The sequence below is a fragment of the Lysinibacillus sp. NPDC093197 genome, assembly GCF_044754025.1.
Taxonomy (GTDB): domain Bacteria; phylum Bacillota; class Bacilli; order Bacillales_A; family Planococcaceae; genus Lysinibacillus.
Map to the genome: position 1 here is coordinate 72,325 of NZ_JBIVOH010000007.1, position 18,777 is coordinate 91,101.

The 18,777-nt window shown below is 35.3% G+C and carries 15 protein-coding genes; 6 read left to right on the forward strand and 9 right to left on the reverse strand.

Annotated elements, in window-relative coordinates:
* Window positions 1–6: 6 nt before the first annotated feature.
* A complete protein-coding gene (locus ACIP9G_RS17170) occupies window positions 7–603 on the forward strand; it encodes an ankyrin repeat domain-containing protein (protein WP_401020954.1) in 597 nt (198 codons plus the stop codon).
* Window positions 604–1,232: 629 nt separating this feature from the next.
* Complete coding sequence (locus ACIP9G_RS17175) at window positions 1,233–2,498, forward strand: MFS transporter (RefSeq protein ID WP_401020957.1); 1,266 nt, start codon at window positions 1,233–1,235, stop codon at window positions 2,496–2,498.
* A gap of 166 nt (window positions 2,499–2,664) precedes the next feature.
* On the opposite strand, the gene ACIP9G_RS17180 is transcribed toward ACIP9G_RS17175, so the two are convergent.
* Both ACIP9G_RS17180 and ACIP9G_RS17185 read right to left on the reverse strand, forming a co-directional pair.
* A complete protein-coding gene (locus tag ACIP9G_RS17180) occupies window positions 2,665–2,982 on the reverse strand; it encodes an MGMT family protein (RefSeq protein ID WP_401020960.1) in 318 nt (105 codons plus the stop codon).
* An 86-nt stretch (window positions 2,983–3,068) separates the two neighbouring features.
* Window positions 3,069–4,538 (reverse strand): LuxR C-terminal-related transcriptional regulator, encoded by a 1,470-nt coding sequence (locus tag ACIP9G_RS17185; RefSeq protein WP_401020962.1) that lies wholly within the window; start codon window positions 4,536–4,538, stop codon window positions 3,069–3,071.
* Window positions 4,539–4,995: 457 nt separating this feature from the next.
* On the opposite strand from ACIP9G_RS17185, the gene ACIP9G_RS17190 reads away from it, so the two are divergent.
* Window positions 4,996–6,279 carry an MFS transporter gene (locus ACIP9G_RS17190; protein WP_401020964.1) on the forward strand — a complete coding sequence of 428 codons (1,284 nt, stop codon included), beginning with the start codon at window positions 4,996–4,998 and terminating at the stop codon, window positions 6,277–6,279.
* Window positions 6,280–6,326: 47 nt separating this feature from the next.
* On the forward strand, window positions 6,327–7,079 hold the full coding sequence (locus tag ACIP9G_RS17195; protein WP_340821604.1) for an SDR family NAD(P)-dependent oxidoreductase: 753 nt from the start codon (window positions 6,327–6,329) through the stop codon (window positions 7,077–7,079).
* Between the two features lie 76 nt (window positions 7,080–7,155).
* On the opposite strand, the gene ACIP9G_RS17200 is transcribed toward ACIP9G_RS17195, so the two are convergent.
* The 5 genes from ACIP9G_RS17200 to ACIP9G_RS17220 form a co-directional block, all read right to left on the reverse strand.
* On the reverse strand, window positions 7,156–7,923 hold the full coding sequence (locus ACIP9G_RS17200; RefSeq protein WP_401020967.1) for a sulfite exporter TauE/SafE family protein: 768 nt from the start codon (window positions 7,921–7,923) through the stop codon (window positions 7,156–7,158).
* 275 nt (window positions 7,924–8,198) lie between these two features.
* Window positions 8,199–10,199: a catalase gene (locus tag ACIP9G_RS17205; protein ID WP_401020969.1), complete on the reverse strand. Its 2,001-nt coding sequence runs from the start codon at window positions 10,197–10,199 to the stop codon at window positions 8,199–8,201.
* Between the two features lie 171 nt (window positions 10,200–10,370).
* On the reverse strand, window positions 10,371–11,105 hold the full coding sequence (locus ACIP9G_RS17210; protein WP_340821611.1) for a glucose 1-dehydrogenase: 735 nt from the start codon (window positions 11,103–11,105) through the stop codon (window positions 10,371–10,373).
* Window positions 11,106–11,208: 103 nt separating this feature from the next.
* Complete coding sequence (locus tag ACIP9G_RS17215; protein ID WP_340821612.1) at window positions 11,209–11,841, reverse strand: TetR/AcrR family transcriptional regulator; 633 nt, start codon at window positions 11,839–11,841, stop codon at window positions 11,209–11,211.
* A 93-nt stretch (window positions 11,842–11,934) separates the two neighbouring features.
* On the reverse strand, window positions 11,935–12,474 hold the full coding sequence (locus ACIP9G_RS17220) for a TetR-like C-terminal domain-containing protein (protein WP_340821613.1): 540 nt from the start codon (window positions 12,472–12,474) through the stop codon (window positions 11,935–11,937).
* A 168-nt stretch (window positions 12,475–12,642) separates the two neighbouring features.
* Between ACIP9G_RS17220 and ACIP9G_RS17225 the strand changes: the two genes are divergently transcribed.
* Together ACIP9G_RS17225 and helD are read left to right on the forward strand one after the other, a co-directional pair.
* Entirely contained in the window at window positions 12,643–14,037 is a 1,395-nt protein-coding gene (locus ACIP9G_RS17225; RefSeq protein ID WP_401020971.1) for a DHA2 family efflux MFS transporter permease subunit, read from the forward strand.
* 306 nt (window positions 14,038–14,343) lie between these two features.
* A complete protein-coding gene (gene helD, locus ACIP9G_RS17230) occupies window positions 14,344–16,680 on the forward strand; it encodes an RNA polymerase recycling motor HelD (RefSeq protein ID WP_401020972.1) in 2,337 nt (778 codons plus the stop codon).
* 78 nt (window positions 16,681–16,758) lie between these two features.
* Here helD and ACIP9G_RS17235 read toward each other — a convergent pair whose 3' ends face one another.
* Both ACIP9G_RS17235 and ACIP9G_RS17240 read right to left on the reverse strand, forming a co-directional pair.
* Window positions 16,759–18,075, reverse strand: a complete 1,317-nt coding sequence (locus ACIP9G_RS17235; RefSeq protein WP_401020974.1) for a DUF4179 domain-containing protein — start codon at window positions 18,073–18,075, stop codon at window positions 16,759–16,761.
* Window positions 18,072–18,578 (reverse strand): sigma-70 family RNA polymerase sigma factor, encoded by a 507-nt coding sequence (locus ACIP9G_RS17240; RefSeq protein ID WP_401020975.1) that lies wholly within the window; start codon window positions 18,576–18,578, stop codon window positions 18,072–18,074. Before ACIP9G_RS17240 ends, ACIP9G_RS17235 begins: the two co-directional genes overlap by 4 nt.
* Window positions 18,579–18,777 lie beyond the last annotated feature (199 nt).

Sequence of the window (18,777 nt, forward strand, 5' to 3'; positions counted from 1 at the left end):
AAGCATATGAAGCCACAATCAGGTGATCTTATTCAAGCAGTTGAAAAAAATGATGTAGAAATGGTGCTAGAAATTATACAGGATTCATCATATCCACTTAATGAAACAAATAATAAAGGGGAATCGCCTTTATTAATTGCTACACATGAAAATTATATTGAAGTTGCGAAGCGATTAATTGATGCGGGTGCTGATATTAATCAACAAGATCATATTCAGGATAGCGCCTATTTATATGCAGGCGCACAAGGAAAAACAGAGATTTTAAAGTATATGTTGGAGCATGCGGAACCAAATCAAAAAATTGTGAATCGCTATGGTGGCAATGCCTTAATACCTGCAGCTGAAAAAGGGCATTTAAACAATGTGAAGCTACTATTAGAAGATGGTAAAGTAGATATCGATCATCAAAATAAATTTGGCTATACGGCATTAATTGAAGCGGTAGCATTAACGGACGGTTCAGTGGTGTATCAGCAAATTGTACAAGAATTATTAGCCTACAATGCCAATAAAGAACTTCGTGATAATTCGGGTAAGACTGCGCTTGATTATGCTAAAGAGATGGGCTATTCAAAAATGGTAGAAATGTTAGAAGATTAGTAGGAAGATGAATATAATGTGTTAAAAATGAGCACCTAGAACGTTGTTGATATAACAATGTTTTAGGTGTTTTTAATTGTGCGAAAATTGTTTGAGTGACTGGCACACTTTTCTGCAACTAATTTTAGCTCCTGTAAGTATTGTAAAAATAGAACCACCTAAAGTGTTGGGCAAAGACAACGCTTTAGGTGGTTCTTTTGTAAGGTAATATTTTAAAAATATAAGGATAAAAAACTTGTATTTTGATGGCTCATAAGTTACACGGGAGCCAGTGTAAACAGGCTTGTAGCATGGTGTGTGCGTAAGTTCAACAAATATAGGGCTTATTTTTGGAGTAAAATAACAAAGTTCATATATTTGACACATTATAAATAACGAGTTACTATTGCGAAGGTTGTTTATTATTAAACTAAATTACGTATGTAAAGAACTAGGAGGAAGATGGGAACAAACATAGGCAGTATTCATTAAAGAAATTTTTGATATATCAATATAATAAATTCTATTTAATTAATAGCATATTAATATTTACTTTTTTCTCAAACTGTAACCAAGCCATAAACAGTTATTAAAAATGGAATGATATTTAATATAAAAAATAAAATCAACATGCGAATCGGGGACAACATATGAGTCAGTCAAAGAAAAAAATCCACTACGCTTGGTGGGTATTGTTAGGTTTAGTTGTAATGGTTGGAGCTGCAAAAGGAGGCATTGCGACTACAGGTGGTCTATTTTTAACTCCAGTTACAGAAGATTTGGGTATTGGAATGGGAAGTTTAACATTGTACTTTAGCATAGCATCAATTGTCACAATGCTATCTTTACCAGTTGCAGGTAAGATGATAGCCAAATATAATATTAGAATTCTTTTAGTGGTAGCTGTTATGTTGGAGGCAGGAGCCTATGCAATGTTTGGATTCATGAACTCTGTATGGGGTTGGTATCTGTTTGCTATTCCAATGGCAATGGGATCTGTAATCGTAACACAATTAGCAGGACCTGTGCTTATTAACAATTGGTTTAAAAAGCACAAGGGCTTAGCCTTAGGTATTATGGTTGGAGCTGGTGGTTTAATAGGTGCTTTCCTTCAACCAGTAGCGGGTAACTTAATTGCTAGTGCAGGTTGGAGAAATACGTATATTTTCTTAGGTGTCGGCGTAATGGCGATTGTTATTCCTATTGTGTTATTAACGATTAGAAAAGCCCCACAACAAATAGGGTTACAGCCATATGGTATGGAAGAAGTGAAAGAAGATACAACGGTTAATGCTCAAACGGCAACAAATGGTGGTGTCGCTGCTACTATAGCGAAAAAATCGAGTGCCTTTTATTTTTTAGTATTTTTCTTTTTCTGTGAAACATCAGTAGCTGCTTTTAACCAACATGTTGCACCATTCGCAATGGGATTGGGCTATGATGTTAAGTTTGCAGGTAATGCTATGGGTTCATGGTCTGTAGGTGTTGTTATTGGAGCGTTATTTTTCGGCTTCCTCAGTGATAAAATAGGCGTGAAAAATACAGCAATTACCGCTATGCTTTTAGGATTAGTGCCAGTAGGAATGCTTTTATTAGTACCAGAAAATCCGATGATATTTAAATTAGCTACTGGTCTATATGGATTCGTTGTTGCATCTCTTGGAACACTAGGGCCTCTTTTAACAACAGCACTATTTGGTAATAAAGAGTTCAGTCAAATTTATGGACTTGCTATAACAGGATTAGCAGTTGCAGGTATTGTTGCTTTACCTATTTATGGCTTTATCTTTGAATTTACAGGTAGTTATACTTATGTTCTTTATACTATTTTTATCATGTTGCTTTTAAATGTGGGAGCTATTATCTTAGCATTTAAAGGTAAAAAGAAATTAGAAAAAGCTGGGCATTGGAATTAATTTTGAAAAAAGTATTTTATGTTTAAGCCATACTGTGATTATCTAAGTCATAATACTCGATGATGCAAATACAGGCGACATGCCCCTAAATCGTTAGACATTAAATCTAACAATTTAGGGGTATTTTTTTTATTTGTGCCTATTTATATAAAGGTATTAGAAAGTTTTAAAATTCAAAATCCATAGGGTCTATTTTATATTGATACTCCTCTAAGCTGAGTGTAAGGACTTGTGTGACAATAACCCCTTCACCTTCTAATAATGCTTTTTGGTGCGCCGCATTTTTAATAGTGATTTCTCCCTTGATATTTACAATACGATGCCAAGGGAGATTATATTTTTCACTCATTGTATGAAGTATTCTTACAACCTGTCTGGCTCCTCTAGGACTGCCCGCACATGCTGCAACTTGGCTATAGGTCATTACTTTACCAGTCGGTATATTTTTTATTACAGTTATCACATTTTTAGTAAATGGTTGCATATGTTTCGGCTCCTTTTTGACATAGGTAGTAGTATGCATTGTAGGATAAAAAAATTAGTCGTACGACAAATGATATTGCTTCGACATTAGGTTAATAATCCAAGACGGAAACCAGCAGACACTACTTGGGTACGATTTTTAGCTTTTAATTTTAACATAAGACTACTTATGTAATCCCTAATTGTATGCTCGCTTAGATGGAGAAACTCACCCATTTTTTTGTTATCGTATCCGTCGGCTAGGAGAGTTAATACACTTAACTCGCGATCAGTTAATTCGAAATTATTAGTAGGTGAAACATTGTGATCGAAATTTTTAAGAAATAACCCAATTCTATTGCAAACTTCCTCAATAAGTTGTAAATCCTCTTGCGTACAATCAAACTCTAGTCCTACCTGATCTAAAGTCACCCAACCGAGAACTTCCTCGTAATAACATATTGGTGCAACAATTAGTGAAGATAGACTAAATAACTCAATTGTCTCACGTTTTACAGAATGGATAGGATTTTTAATAAATACTGGCTTTCTAGTAATTAGCATGGAATGAAAAAGCTGATTCGGATATACGTATCCTTGTGTTTTTTGAACCTTTGATAATTCCTCACCTATAACCCCTTTAAACTCGCTTGACCAAGGGATATATGCATAGAACACACATCTTTTAAAATTAAGTAGTTCTTCACAGCCTTTAATTATTTTGATGAAGTCATTTCTTCCAGAGTAGCTTATAAGAACCTTATTAAGCTCATCAAGAACTTTCAGTTTATTTAACTGCGTTTTTTCATATTGAGCATTATAGCTAGCGAAGTCGTTAAAACGTAATAAATAATTTTGGATTGTTGCTTCTTGTTCCATTTCTAATGATGTTTTTGGATAAAGATATAAGCTAGTTTCGCCAACTGTTAAAGATAGTGAATGATTGGCAATCTCGTTGAATTGAGCATTATTAGTTACTTCAAGTGGGTATAAAGGTGTTCTTTGAATCGTTTCTTGATCTGTTCTTCCCCAACCGAATATGACAGGGCTTGTTTTACTGTGATTTTGAACAAGAAAAATTTGTTTAATCGGAAATAATTCTAAATATGAAAGTAACAAACTCTGCGAAGAATGGGAATGAAAATGATCTAAAGTATGAACGGCATTCTTCCAATTAGAAAATAAACTAGAAATTTTAGAAGCGATAGTAGGTAAGTAAAACATATACGCATATGCCTTTGCGTCTGCTAAATTTACTAACAAACTTGCAAAAGCCTTTTCCAAAATAACATGGAATAGGTGTAAGTAATGATAATCCAAAATCATTGAATATGTTTGTATCCAAATAGTTAAAAGAGGGTCGAGGTCGGTTTGAACTTTATTGTCATCCTGTCCAGTTAAAATTTCTAAAAATGAGCTTGCTAGAAACTCAATAATAGATTGTTCCTCTTTTGATAGGCTAGCTTCTAATCTTATTTGCACATTAATATTCATTTGAAGTTTCGTTTTATGTTGTTTTAGAAAGATTTTAAACTCCTCAAATGATATATCACTATAGGGAAGTGAATCAGATTGCATTTTTTAGTCTCTCCTTTTAAATTCCCTATAGATTGAGGGGGTGAAATAAAAATTTACCCTTAATTTATAGGATAGTTCTAGTTGGTTGTGACATTGTAAAATATTATTTGTGAACAAATTGTGACTACTTTTAATTCAAGGAATCACTCTTCGGTATAATTTCAACAATTAGAGACGTTCGTCAAAGTGTTTTTAATATAGAGAATATGGATATCAATCCTAATTATGTTTATAAAATATCACATAACTATTAGTGAGTGGTAAAGATGCACTATTTTCAGTATAGCCAAATCGCTTGGGCATGTAAAAATATGTGATGGTACTAAATTAAAAACGCTTTATTAAACGACTATAAATAGAAGAAATTTATGTCCGAATCCTAATTAAAAGAATTGTTACTGTTTTCTAATATGAGGTTAACTTCATGAATAATGTTTTTGGGGAGATGGACATCTAGATGAACAAAACATTGGAATCGAGCAGGAAATATAACTGGGTTCTTTGGGGTATTATTGCATTTTTATTTTTTGGAAATTTAATTAATTTCTCTGGAAAAAATATTATCGGTCTTTCAGCAGATTTAATTATGAAAGATATTGGTTTGAATTCTAACCAATGGGGCGTAGTGGGAAGTGCTTATTATTGGTTATTTCCGATAGCTGGTATTATCGGTGCAGCAATTTCTGACCGTTTTGGAACAAAAAAGGTACTTTCCGTACTTATATTATCGTGGGGTATTATCCAATTTGGTGCGCTTGCGATTAATGGATTCAGTGCACTGATTTTCTATAGAGTACTACTAGGAATATTCCAAGGGCCATTTGGACCAGTGGCGATGAGCCATATTAATAAGTGGTTCCCAGCTGAAAAACGTGGAGTCGCAAGCTCTTTGTTTACTTTAGGGGCTACAGCAGGAGGACTAGTTTTAGCGCCTGTCATTATTGGACTGACAACATTCGGATGGAAGGTAGCCTTTGCCGTGTTTGGCGGAGTAAGTATATTATGGGTTCTCCTATTTATATTTACTACAAAAGAGAGCCCTTCTAGTACAAATACAGAGCAAAAGGCAGCAGCAAAAAATGTAGTTGAAAAAAGTCTGCAAAAGAAAAGTGGTAAAGAAGTAGTAAAGGCAATTTTCTCACCAACTTCTATTTTTACATTATTTCTAGCATTCTCATCTTTCATATTTGTCGTATGGACTGCAATATGGATGCCAAACTATTTAACTAAAGTAATAGGCATGACTGCTAATCAAATGGGTGTTGCTGTTTCAATAATTGGAATAAGTTCTGCTGCCATAATTTTTTTAGTGTCAATGATTTCAGATAAAGTGTTAGCAAAAACTCAAAATTGGCGTTTCTCTCGCGTATTTGTGACGGGCACTTCAGCTATTATTGGCAGTTTGATGCTTGTTTCAGTGGTATTTATACAAAATCCCGTATGGAGTGTCATAGCATTCGGTACAGCATATGGTTTAACAGGCGCAAACTTCGCAATCGGTCCACAAATTATGATGAAATTAGTTCCGGAGCGAAGCGGGCTTATGGCAAGTATATTAATGTCATTTCAAAATGTAGGTGGAATGATAGCCCCTGTAGCTACTGGATTCCTTATCGGTTTATCAAAAGATAATATTATTCAAGGATATAATAACTCCGTTTTAGTAGTGTCAGGTGCAATCCTATTGTGTGCAATATTATTCTTGCTGTTTGTTAATCCAGATGGAAAAAAGACAGCGTAGTTATAATTTAAATCAATATATTTAATTAAAGAAGGGAAGAGTTTAGTATGAGATTACAAAACAAAGTTGCAATTATTACTGGTGGGGGAACAGGAATTGGTAAGGAAACAGCATTAAAATTTGCGAAAGAAGGGGCAAAGGTAGTCGTTACGGATATTAATAAAGAGGCCGCTATGAGCACTGCTCAAGAAATTCAAGCAATGGGTGCTGAAGCTATTTTCGTGCAACATAACGTAAGCAGCGAAGATGATTGGAAATTGGTTGTTAGTGAAACAAGAAGCCATTTTAATAAAATTGATGTCTTATTTAATAATGCAGGAATCTATATTATTAAACCACTTACTGAAATAGAATTAGATGAATGGAATCGTTTAATGTCTATTAATGTAACAGGTGTTTTTCTAGGCATGAAGCATGTCATCCCTGTGATGGCAGAACAAAATAAAGGTTCTATCATCAATGCTTCATCGATTGCTGGTTTATTTGGAGCTCCAGGACATGCACTTTATGGGGCAAGTAAAGGTGCTGTGCGTATTATGACAAAAGATGCAGCTATTGAATTTGCTAGTAAAGGTATTCGTGTTAACTCTATTCATCCAGGATTTATTGAAACTGCTATGACAGACTACGCTTCAGAAGCGACTGGTCGTACAACAGAAGAATTAAATAACGCATATCCACTTGGTAGAATGGGGAATACGACAGAAGTTGCACATACAGTTGTATTCCTTGCATCTGATGAATCTTCTTTCACAACAGGAACAGAGTTCGTTATTGATGGTGGAGCTACAGCAAGATAATTCAAGACCAATACAAAAAAGTGTTAGATTGACATTTAGTCAATCTAACACTTTTCTTGTTTACTCCAATTTGCGCCTACTTTAACGTAAAGAGCATATAAAGTGAAGACAATATAGTGATAACACCAATCATTATTTTTAACAAGTGCATAGGTACTTTATTGGCAAGGCGGGTACCCGTGAGAATTCCAATCGTTACGCCGATTAAACTAGCAATTACTAAACTATAAATACTTTCTACATTGGCATATGCAAAGTATCCAAATATAGATGGTATAGCGATAAATACGGAATTTAAAAGACTAACACCTACAGCCACACGAATATTGACACCAAGATTAACTAGTAATGGTACTAATAAAATAGGGCCACCAGCGCCTGTTAATGCACAAATAGTTGCTGTTAAAAAACCGATAATCACGACAATAAAAGGATGATTCAAAGCTTTCGATTTTTTTATAAGTGCATTTTCATTGTTTTTCTTAAAAATAATCGACAATCCAGCGACAAGAATAAATAAGTACAGAAGCAGTTTTGCTAGAAAATCAGAAATTAGCACATTGATTTGAACACCTAAAAACGCGCCAGGAAGGCTACCGATGCTTAAAAATAGCGCTAATTTTAAATCCATGTTTTTAGATTCCCAATAGGAATAAGCGCCAAGTACACCTGAAACAGCAAAAGCTAAAAAGCTCAATGCAAGTGCATCATGGACAGGTATTTCTAAAAAACCTACATAGATTAACGGGAGAAGAAATCCTGCAATTCCGGACATCCCTAATAGAATGCCAATCACTAAATTGGAACATAAAACAATACTTAATAGAAGTGTGTTTGTTAACATATTTTAGACCTCAATTATTGTTAACCCTCTAAATAAAGGGTTAAATGTTTGCACGAATAGCAAGTTCCTTCATTGCGAGCTTACTTTCGTATTTTATTTTCTCTTCATCCAACGTCAAAACTTCTCTGTTTTTCATTAATATTTTACCATTAACAATTGAATCTGTTACATCGTTGCTGTTAACCGATTCAATTATCCCAGCTGTTTTCCTTACAAATGAATAAAGCCTATCCAAACTACTGAGTTTTGGATAGGCTTTATTTTGTTTTTTCGTTTTATCGATCCCAGAATCGACCTTGGGCTATGCCTTCAATAAAGGATTCAATTGTAGAGTCTTTTAAATTGTAGACTCCCGATCCCTCAAGTTTTATCCTGCAAGAATTTAATGCTTGAGGATCATTAAGGTCAAAGGCTAAAGGTTTATTATGTTTAAAGGTTGTTTCCATAAACTCTAGCACAGGTGTTTGAATAGGAGATTCACTACTGATGACTAAAACAGCATCAAAAAGGCTTGGGTCTGTTGTGTCATAAGTGTCGGTTACTTTAAGGGAATCGTCGAATTGAGATACCTTTTCATCGACGATACTATAATTTAAATGTTGTTTAGCCAAAGTCTGAACCCATTCTGTTAGAAGGGATTCCTGAGGCTTCCCATTCAATAAAATCGCGACATTTTTCGTATCTGGTTTAAAGATCGTATTAACCATGCTGAGTGCAGGCGATTTTTTATCTGATTGTACTTCAAGATTTGTCTTAGGCAATGCCACTCCAATATTGTTGGCTACTTCTTGAGCTAATTGATGGTCTATATGATTTATAAGGTCGATTGCATTTGTTTTCACTGCATTCGATTTACATTTGCCAAGCTCGAAACTAAATGCATTTTTAATATGTTGTTTCTCAAAAGGAGCCATACTGTTATAGAAGAGCTTCGCTTGTGAATAAAAGTCTAAAAAGCTTTCGCTACGACCTCTAATCTTATTGCCATCAATTTTTTCTTGATAATGTTCGTAGCCACCTTCTTCGGCAGAAACAGGAGCTGGTTGATTGTCATTTAAGCCGTTGCGATGATAGCTTGTTTGTCCTCGAAAAATTGCCATTTGGTGCATACCGTCACGTTGATTGTTTTGATAAGGGCAGACTGGTTGATTAATTGGGATCTGATGGAAGTTAGGCCCACCTAATCGAGAAAGTTGTGTATCGGTATAAGAGAATAATCGTCCTTGTAAAAGAGGGTCATTTGAGAAATCGATACCAGGTACAACATGCCCAGGATGGAAAGCAACTTGTTCTGTTTCAGAAAAGAAATTATCTACATTCCGATTTAGAGTCATTTTGCCGACTATTTTTACAGGAACTTCTTCCTCTGGCCATAATTTAGTTGGATCTAATATATCAAAATCAAATGCATGCTCATCTTCTTCGGGAATTACCTGTAAACCGAGTTCCCATTCTGGAAAGTCTCCTTTTTCAATTGCTTCATACAAATCTAGTCGATGGAAATCAGGGTTTTTCCCTGCAATTTTTTGCGCCTCATCCCAAACTAATGAATGTACACCTAGAGTAGGCTTCCAGTGGAATTTCACAAAATGGGCTTGTCCTTTAGCATTAATAAGTCGGAATGTATGGACGCCGAAACCTTCCATCATTCGTAAGCTACGAGGAATGGCACGATCACTCATATGCCACATAATCATATGAGCCGTTTCAGGATTTTGCCCGATGAAATCCCAAAAAGTATCATGAGCACTAGCACCTTGTGGTATTTCATTGTGTGGCTCTGGTTTAACTGCATGGACGAAATCAGGGAACTTAATGGCATCTTGAATAAAGAAAACAGGCATATTGTTGCCGACTAAATCATAATTACCTTCGTCTGTATAAAATTTAGTGGAAAAGCCGCGCACATCCCTCACTGTGTCATTTGAGCCTCTAGATCCCTGCACTGTCGAAAAGCGTACAAAGACAGGTGTGATTTTAGAGGGATTTGTAAGGAAATCTGCCTTCGTATATACTTCTAACGATTCATAAACTTGAAAAATACCATGTGCGCCAACACCACGTGCGTGAACAATACGTTCAGGAATACGTTCATGGTCGAAATGAGTCATTTTCTCACGGAAATGAAAGTCCTCCATAAGGGTAGGACCCCTTAAACCTGCTTTTAAAGAAAATTCATCCTCTGCCATTTTTAATCCTTGATTCGTCGTTAAGGCATGTTTTCCTTGGTTATCAATGATATGTTTCTTTAATTGTTCAGTTTTTTTATTTTCCATTTGAATCCTCCTCAAAGTCATCTTACTTTAATGATTCCCTTTTAATTGGAATAAAAACATGTGGTGTTATGCCAAAGAAGCTAAATGAGGGGGAAATGGGAGATATACAGCACGCTCATAAAAAAAGCCCAATTTTCTTTAATAGAAAATCGGACTTCTTATTTTCAAGTATTATTGTGCAGTTAAGCCGCCATCGATAATGAATTCAGAACCTGTTGAGTAGCTAGAATCATCAGAAGCTAGGAATAATACCATGTTAGATACTTCTTCTGGTTGAGCTACACGTTTTAATGGAATATGTTTAGAGAATTCTTCTACTGCTGCTTTTGTATCTGCTTGTACAACCATTGGTGTTGCAATAACGCCTGGGTGTACAGAGTTTACGCGAATACCCATTGGTGCTAGATTAATTGCCGCTGCCTTAGTCATACCACGAACAGCGAATTTTGTATCTGTATAACCAATAGCGCCAGCAACTAAGCCGTTCATTGAAGAAATGTTGACGATTGAACCGCCACCAGTTTTCGCCATTGAACCGGCTACAGTTTTCATACCTAAAAATACAGACACTTGGTTAATGTCTACAATGCGTCGGTATTCTTCTAATGTCACTTCTAGCATATTTTTCGCCATAGTAATACCAGCATTGTTTACTAATACGTTTACTGGACCGAAAGTTTCTTCTGCTTTCGCGATAACTGTAGCCCAATCTTCTTCAGAAGTAACGTTTTGTTTAACGAAAATAGCATTTTCACCTAATTCAGCTGCGAATGCATTTCCTTTTTCCTCATTTAAATCTGTTAAAATAACTTTTGCTCCGTTTTCTACGAATAATTTTGCGTGTGCAGCACCCATACCTTGTGCAGCACCTGTAATGATTGCTACTTTACCTGCTAAACGACTCATTTAGAAAGCCCCCTAAAAATTAAAATTTGATAGTTAACTATCACTTTTCTACTTCCTAGTTAACAACTTTCACGATCGAATGTCAATTCAAAACGTTCGTCATTTATTGTGGTCGAATAAAAGATAAAAATACATCTTTCATCAACTCCAGTTGCTTGTCCGTAGATAACAACTCGGAGAGGTTTGGATCGTGGGTTGTTAGGCTTGATTTAAATGTAAATAAACTAAAATTTTGCACCATCGTCATAATAAATAAATCTAAATCAATATCATGTCTTAATGAGCTGTCTTGTTTTCCCTGGTCAGCCAATGTGAATAAAATACTTGCCAATTTGTTTCGTGCAAAAAAATACTCTGCATATTGCTCAGACGATTCTGTAGCAATTTTTTCATGTAAATCAAAGGACTCGAAAAACTTTGCGAGCCGTAGCTTAGGGTCCTTTGTTCCACTTATATAATAATCCAAAATTTGTTTGATTTTTTCATACGCAGGTATTGTCTGCTCAACAATTTGTCCTATATGCGTCGCCATATCATTAGTAATAGTATTTGAGGCTGCAATCACTAAATACTCTTTTTTAGGGAAATAACGAAAAATTGTCGCAATCCCAACACCAGAAGCGTCTGCGACATCTTGCATTTGTATGTTTTGAACGCCATGTTCCAAAAATAAATCCTTTGCAATTTGGATAATATTTTGACGGCGTTGTTGTTTTTGTTGTTCTCGTTTACTCATTTTCGTCACTCCAACTGTTCTTCATATATTAATTGTAGCATGCGTAACACATACCAACTTGTATTCATAATTATTGCTATTTTTGTATATTTATTAAGATTTATACATAAGATGAATTTGTTCTGCTATGTAATCAGAACTTAAATGTAGCCCATTTTTTAACCACCACATTATAACGCCAACTATCGAAGCTGTTTTGATTTGAGAATCGACATAGACTTTTTTAGTTGTTTTTGTATTTTTATTTCTGCGAATTTCGATTAACTTTTTTAATAATTGGAATAAATGATTTTCAAATTGTTCCAGTTGAAAAAGAATGAGTAGATGATGTCTTTGTGTATAAAGATAATCTAGTAATTGAATCAATTGTTTTTTTTCGTCGATGTCCTGAACTTGAATAAGTGCTTCAATTTTTTCAGTTAGTTCCTGTAAAATTTCCTGTGTTAATTGTGTAATTAGGCCATCAATATCTTGATAATGTAAATAAAATGTTGTTCGATTTAACAATGCCTTTTGTGTCACCTTTTGCACAGATAATTGATTAATGGATAGTCCATCATTTAAGAGGGTTAAGGCAGCACTTTTAAGCATTTCCTGTGTTCTTATGGCACGTGGATCCTCTTTTTTAGTCATTTTTCTCATTCCTGTCTATCATAGTAGATTTTATATACAGTTTGTTTCAAATTGTCTAGTAGTCGACAGTGAATCCTATATTGTTCATGGTCAACTTAGCAAATTTCTTGTTAAGATATTTTTTAGACAATGTGTCGATAAAATTATGATAGCGTTAGGAGTTCTATTATGCAAAATGAAATATCTGCTCGAACGAAAAAGCTTTTGCTTTTTGTAATGATTGCAGGTTGCTTCTTTTCTACATTAAATCAAACATTACTAAATGTGGCACTTAGCGATTTAATGGTTATTTTTGATGTAACCCCTACAACCATTCAGTGGTTAGCGACAGGCTTTATGTTAGTGAATGGCGTGCTAGTCCCAATCACTGCCTTTTTAATGAAACGATATTCAACTCGCCAGTTGTTTATCAGTTCTATGCTTTTTTTATTAATAGGTTCTATTGTTGCAGCAAGTGCAATGAACTTCGGAATGTTACTGACAGGACGTATGATCCAGGCAGTTGGGGCAGGAATCATTATTCCATTAATGATGACAGTCATTGTTTTTTTGTATCCAATGGAAGAGCGTGGAGCTGTTATGGGGAAAGTTGGATTCGCCATTATATTCGCTCCAGCAATTGCACCAACTGTTTCAGGCTTTTTTGTTGAATATTTGTCTTGGAGATGGCTATTTATTGGTTTAATTCCATTTGTTTTGCTAATTATTTTGTTTGCTTATAAATATTTATTTAATGTTGTTGAGGGGACAAAAGTAAAATTAGATGGATTAAGTGTTGCGTATTCAACAATCGGGTTTGGATTTTTACTTTTTGGGTTCAGTATTGCAGGAAGTAGAGGTTGGGCTGATTGGCTAGTTATTACATCCCTTCTTTTAGGGATCATTGTGACGTTTTTATTTTGTCAGCGTCAAATGTCTTCAGCTGAACCATTATTAAATTTGACGGTATTTAAATATAAAATGTTTTCAATGACAACGCTTGTTAATATAGCCATTACCATATTAATGTATGCGGATTTAATTTTACTACCAATTTATTTACAAGATGGTCGTGGTTTTACTGCTTTTGAAGCAGGTCTTTTATTGTTACCAGGGGCATTAATAAATGCATGTTTATCTCCGGTAACTGGGAAAATGTATGACAAATATGGTGCAAAGCCATTATTTATAGTGGGCATGAGTTTAATCGTTTTGTCGATGTGGGCAGTGATTGATTTATCTGCCTCTACTTCATATATGTATTTACTTGTCCGCACAATTATATTACGAATTGGGCTAGCCTTTATTACAATGCCTTTAAATACAGCTGCCTTAAATGCACTTCCAAAAGAATTAGCTTCACATGGCTCAGCCGTTAATAATACGATTCGTCAATTAGCAGGAGCAATTGGCACAGCAGTTATTGTGACTATTTATACAATACAATTAACAAAGGTTTCAATTGGTACAAGTGAAGGTTATGCTACCGCAGCTAATACGACTTATTGCACAATGCTTATCGTAGCCATTATTGCATTTATTGTTGTTTGGTTTGTGCCAAAAACTAAAAAAGTGAGTAACTAAACATCGATTGCTTGCAGTGAGCGATACAATAAAGAAAAGCACCGTTCTAGATTATAGATCGGTGCTTTTTTGCAAATAAAAAAACACTCCTAAATACAGATTTCGAAGTGTTGTTACGCTATTTTAAATGTTTATTTATATAGAAATAGATATCATGGTTAATCCATTGATAAAAACAAGAACATGTGTTAAATTTATATAGATAGGCACTTTATTATTAAAAGGATATATTATCCCTATCTTAATTATAAAGCATTGTTTTTTATAAGTCAACCCCTATACTTACATTTTTAAGGAGTGAATGCGATGAAATCGGAGTTTCAGCAGGAGCAAAAACGATTAGACAATGTAATGGAGACTATTTCAGAGCAACTGAATAGGTTGGAGAAAGAAACTTTACAGCGTAAGAACGAAGTTGTAAATATTCGCAAACATTTTTGGGATGAAATAAAGGTCAATATGGATACTTTCGACGATTATCTTGAGACGATTATCGGCTTAAGACAAGAAACGCAAGCACTATCCGTTAGCCAAAGTACCCACAAACATGCGTCTAAAAGATTGTCTACGTTACGCCGTATGCAGAAGGTTCCTTATTTTGGCCGAATTGATTTCTTAGAGGAAGGTATGTCAGCTCAGGAACAGGTCTATATAGGTATCTCTTCTCTTATGGATAAGAGTGGGGAAGATTTCCTTATCTATGACTGGCGATCTCCTATCTCAAGTGTTTACTACGATTACTCGCCTGGTCCAGCCCAGTACACGACACCTGAAGGCATTATCCAAGGGGAGTTGGAGAAAAAGTGGCAATATCTAATTCGCGATGGTGTTCTTCAATCGATGTTTGATACAAGTCTCACTATCGGAGATGAGATTTTACAGCAAGTTTTGGGGCAAGGTACAAATAAACATATGCATAGTATAGTTGCGACGATTCAACAGGAGCAAAACCGAATTATTCGTCATGATCATGGGAGATTGCTTATAGTTCATGGTGCCGCCGGTAGTGGCAAGACATCAGCAGCTTTACAGCGAATAGCTTATTTGCTTTATAAATATCGGGATAGATTAAATGCGGATCAAATTATTTTATTTTCACCTAATGCAATGTTCAATAGCTATGTGTCCAACGTGCTACCTGAACTTGGTGAAGAAAATATGCAGCAAGTTACATTTCAGGAGTACTTGCATCACCGATTGAGTAAGGAGTTTTATGTTGAAAATCCTTACGAGCAATTGGAATATGTTTTAACTGCAGCAAATAGCCCCGCATATAAATCAAGAGTGGCGAGCATCCAATTCAAAGCATCTACTCGTTTTTTTGAAGTCATTAAAGCATACAGAAAGTCGCTGGAGTACTCCGGCATGATATTTAAGGGCATTAACTTCAGAGGGCAGCCGATTATTACCGCGCAACAAATCGCTGAGCAATTTTATAGTAGCGATGCTTCACTTAAGTTCCATAATCGATTGGAAAAGTTAAAGGAATGGATTCTGAAGGAAATAAAAGAAATAGAAAAAGTCGAATGGAAGAAGGAATGGGTACAAGAAGAAATTGAGCTGCTTAGCAACGAGGAATACCATAAGGCACGTGTTTATTTAGCTAAAAGAAAGGGCTTTGCAAGAGAGACAGTAGCCGATTATGAGATGGAGCCTGCTAAACTTGCGCGGTTGATTGTATCCAAGAAATTGAAGACATTGCGGAAACGAATTCGGGCGTTACAGTTTATCGACATTAAGGAAATTTACAAACAATTGTTTATAGATCCTATGCAAATTAAACAGTGGATTGAAGGAGAAACACCAGTGGAGTGGGAGGCCATTTGCCAAGCGACACTGGAAATGCTAGACGAAGATAAACTTTTTTACGAAGACGCTACTCCGTTTTTATTTATAAAAGAGTTAATTCAAGGTTTTCAAACAAATAGCTCGATTAAGCACATACTCGTTGACGAGGCACAGGACTATTCGCCATTCCAATTCGAGTTTTTAAAGCGATTGTTTCCTTTTGCGAAAATGACAGTATTAGGTGATTTTAATCAGGCAATTTTCGCGCATGCGAGTGAAATGATTGATTTTAATATTCTTAGTAACTTATATGGACCAGATGAAACAGAAGTTATCAATATGACTCGTAGCTATCGCTCTACAAAACAGATTGTCGAGTTTACCCGCAAACTAGTACCTAATGGCGAACGGATTATCCCGTTTGAACGCGATGGGGAGCTACCTGCGCTGACACAATTAGCTGATCGCACAGCTTTGCACCACTGTATTACGACTAAAGTCGAAGCTTTGCGAAGTGATGGCTATAACAGTATCGCCATCATATGTAAATCTGCGGAGGAGAGCAAGCGTGCATTTGAAGCTTTGTCTACTATTGAGGGTATTAAGCTTATAAAAAATGGCTCACCCGAGTACGAGCAAGGGGTTGTCATCATACCTTCTTATTTATCCAAAGGAATTGAATTTGAAGCTGTCATTATCTATGATGCATCGGAGCAAATATATGGCGATGAGAGTTTACGCCGAGTTTTCTACACGGCCTGTACGAGAGCAATGCATAATTTACAGCTTTACAGCGTAGGTGAACCAAGTCCACTTCTGCGCACGGCCTTACAGGAAAATGAAATTAAAATTTAAATGAGAGTAATGAACGAGAATAATGTGAAGAGCCGATTCTAGGTATTATTAGAATCGGCTTTTCTTTAGGATGACAATTTATTTAAGTTCCACTTGGATACGTCCAACACCATTTAAATATTGGTCATAACGTGCAATTTCAAGCTTCACAGGATTAACTGGGAGATTTTTAACATTCTCCATATCAAATTTTTGTGTAATTAATAAATAGTTGTCGTGCTCAGAAAACGTTGCACTATTTGAATAGTAAGTTTCACCATTAGCGTCAATTAAATGATTAAACATGCTTCTAAGTTCATTTTTATTGGAGGATAATATTTTATATTGAATTTCAAAGTTATCTTTTATTTCAAGCTCGGTATTAATATTCTTAGGCTGAGTCATAATTTCCTTTTTATCAAAATCAATTACTACTGATTCATCAGCTTTTTCAATAGCCTCGATGTCTCGAAATTCAATCGTCATACTTTTTGGGATACGGAAGAAATTGCTCTCTAGCATGATACTAAATTGCTTATCTTCGTAATTACCAAATCCAGAATAACCGTTTCGAATTTTGCCCCATTCCTCTTGATGTTCATCATAGATGCGAATATCTCCAAAGTTTAATATTTTCTTTGAATTTGATGAATCAATCGACATTGTCAACTCAGATCTAATTGGAGAAATAATAAGCTCATGAATGGTAAAGTCTTGCCCATCGACAGTTATTTGTTTATTAATAGTGTATTTTTTCGATGCTTTAATATCATTTTTTAATGTAAATGGTATGTCAAAGACTATTTCTGGACGATCATGAAGCGATAATGTAATTTCAAAATCTTGTGATGAATAGTTCATACCTTGGCTTGCGGCCACTTCAATTGTATTTTCAACTTCAAATGTTCCTTCTGGCTGTGCTGACAAACTACTCCCTACAGATGCATAGATTTGTTCACCTTGCTGTTTGACCTCTGTAGAGACGCCAGTGAAATTCGCTAAGTCTTCGTCTGATTGAAGCTTATAGGAAATGATCATACCTGATTCATCTGCCACAACACTTGTAATCGTAAGGGTTTTCCCATCAATCGTTTGACTCACATTAATAGGCTCGTAATATTCGTTGTTAATAATATCTTTAATGCCTTTATCTAACGCAATCATTTCCACAAGTGGTTTTAATACTGGAATTTGTGCCATCGTATAAGCAAGAGCAGGCGATACCCTAATGGAACTAATAAGGGCAATCATGATAATAGCAGCAGTAACCGTAAATTGTAAAAGGCGTTTATGGCGAGTTCTCTTTTTTAATTGCTTGTATGCCATGAACTGTTTATTTGACTGCAATGTTTCCATAGGCACTGATTCAAGTAATTCTATATATCTTTGTTGTTGGTCATTGTCCAACTGACTCATGAAATGCCCCCCTCTCCTAATAAATGACGAAGCTTCTTTAATGTTTTATGTAATCTTGATTTAACAGTCCCTTCAGGTATTTTTTGTAACGTGGCAATTTCGCTGTTTTTTAAATCTTTAAAGTACTTCAAATGAATGAGCTCCTGTTGCTCAATAGGTAGCTTTGTAATGACATCATTGAGTTCAAATAGTTCTGCCATTTGCTCGGGCTGATCCACTATATCATCTGTGATGACAATACGTTTTTGCTGTCGTTTCATCATTAAACATGTATTGATAACAATGCGTACGAGCCACGTTTTAAAATACTGAGGCGTCTGCACTTTATGAATATTTTTTAAGCATTGATACGTCATTTCTTGTAGTGCATCATTTGCATCATGTTCATTTTGCATATAGCTATAGGCAACACGATACATAGCTTCTTTATATATTTGTAAAAGCAGTAGCTGTGCCGCTTCATCTCCATTAATCGCTTGTTTGGCAAGTTCGATTTCGTCCATCTCCATGCCTCCTTTAATGATTAGATGCACCGAATAAAACATTCGTTCATATTATTTTATAAAATTTTAAAAGTAATTTATAACTTTTTTAGGAAATTACAGAAGTAGACAGTTCGTTGGATGTAGTGGGAGGTTTAGCTGTTATTTGGTTATATGGAGAACCGTATTCCAATTAAATAAAGGAGCCTTTCTATTGAGG

What these genes read in the sequence shown, in the direction of transcription:
- ACIP9G_RS17170 (WP_401020954.1), top strand. Translation starts at nt 7, where the DNA reads ATGAAGCCACAATCAGGTGATCTTATTCAAGCAGTTGAAAAAAATGAT.
- ACIP9G_RS17175 (WP_401020957.1), top strand. Translation starts at nt 1,233, where the DNA reads ATGAGTCAGTCAAAGAAAAAAATCCACTACGCTTGGTGGGTATTGTTA.
- ACIP9G_RS17180 (WP_401020960.1), bottom strand. Translation starts at nt 2,982, where the DNA reads ATGCAACCATTTACTAAAAATGTGATAACTGTAATAAAAAATATACCG.
- ACIP9G_RS17185 (WP_401020962.1), bottom strand. Translation starts at nt 4,538, where the DNA reads ATGCAATCTGATTCACTTCCCTATAGTGATATATCATTTGAGGAGTTT.
- ACIP9G_RS17190 (WP_401020964.1), top strand. Translation starts at nt 4,996, where the DNA reads ATGAACAAAACATTGGAATCGAGCAGGAAATATAACTGGGTTCTTTGG.
- ACIP9G_RS17195 (WP_340821604.1), top strand. Translation starts at nt 6,327, where the DNA reads ATGAGATTACAAAACAAAGTTGCAATTATTACTGGTGGGGGAACAGGA.
- ACIP9G_RS17200 (WP_401020967.1), bottom strand. Translation starts at nt 7,923, where the DNA reads ATGTTAACAAACACACTTCTATTAAGTATTGTTTTATGTTCCAATTTA.
- ACIP9G_RS17205 (WP_401020969.1), bottom strand. Translation starts at nt 10,199, where the DNA reads ATGGAAAATAAAAAAACTGAACAATTAAAGAAACATATCATTGATAAC.
- ACIP9G_RS17210 (WP_340821611.1), bottom strand. Translation starts at nt 11,105, where the DNA reads ATGAGTCGTTTAGCAGGTAAAGTAGCAATCATTACAGGTGCTGCACAA.
- ACIP9G_RS17215 (WP_340821612.1), bottom strand. Translation starts at nt 11,841, where the DNA reads ATGAGTAAACGAGAACAACAAAAACAACAACGCCGTCAAAATATTATC.
- ACIP9G_RS17220 (WP_340821613.1), bottom strand. Translation starts at nt 12,474, where the DNA reads ATGACTAAAAAAGAGGATCCACGTGCCATAAGAACACAGGAAATGCTT.
- ACIP9G_RS17225 (WP_401020971.1), top strand. Translation starts at nt 12,643, where the DNA reads ATGCAAAATGAAATATCTGCTCGAACGAAAAAGCTTTTGCTTTTTGTA.
- helD (WP_401020972.1), top strand. Translation starts at nt 14,344, where the DNA reads ATGAAATCGGAGTTTCAGCAGGAGCAAAAACGATTAGACAATGTAATG.
- ACIP9G_RS17235 (WP_401020974.1), bottom strand. Translation starts at nt 18,075, where the DNA reads ATGAGTCAGTTGGACAATGACCAACAACAAAGATATATAGAATTACTT.
- ACIP9G_RS17240 (WP_401020975.1), bottom strand. Translation starts at nt 18,578, where the DNA reads ATGGACGAAATCGAACTTGCCAAACAAGCGATTAATGGAGATGAAGCG.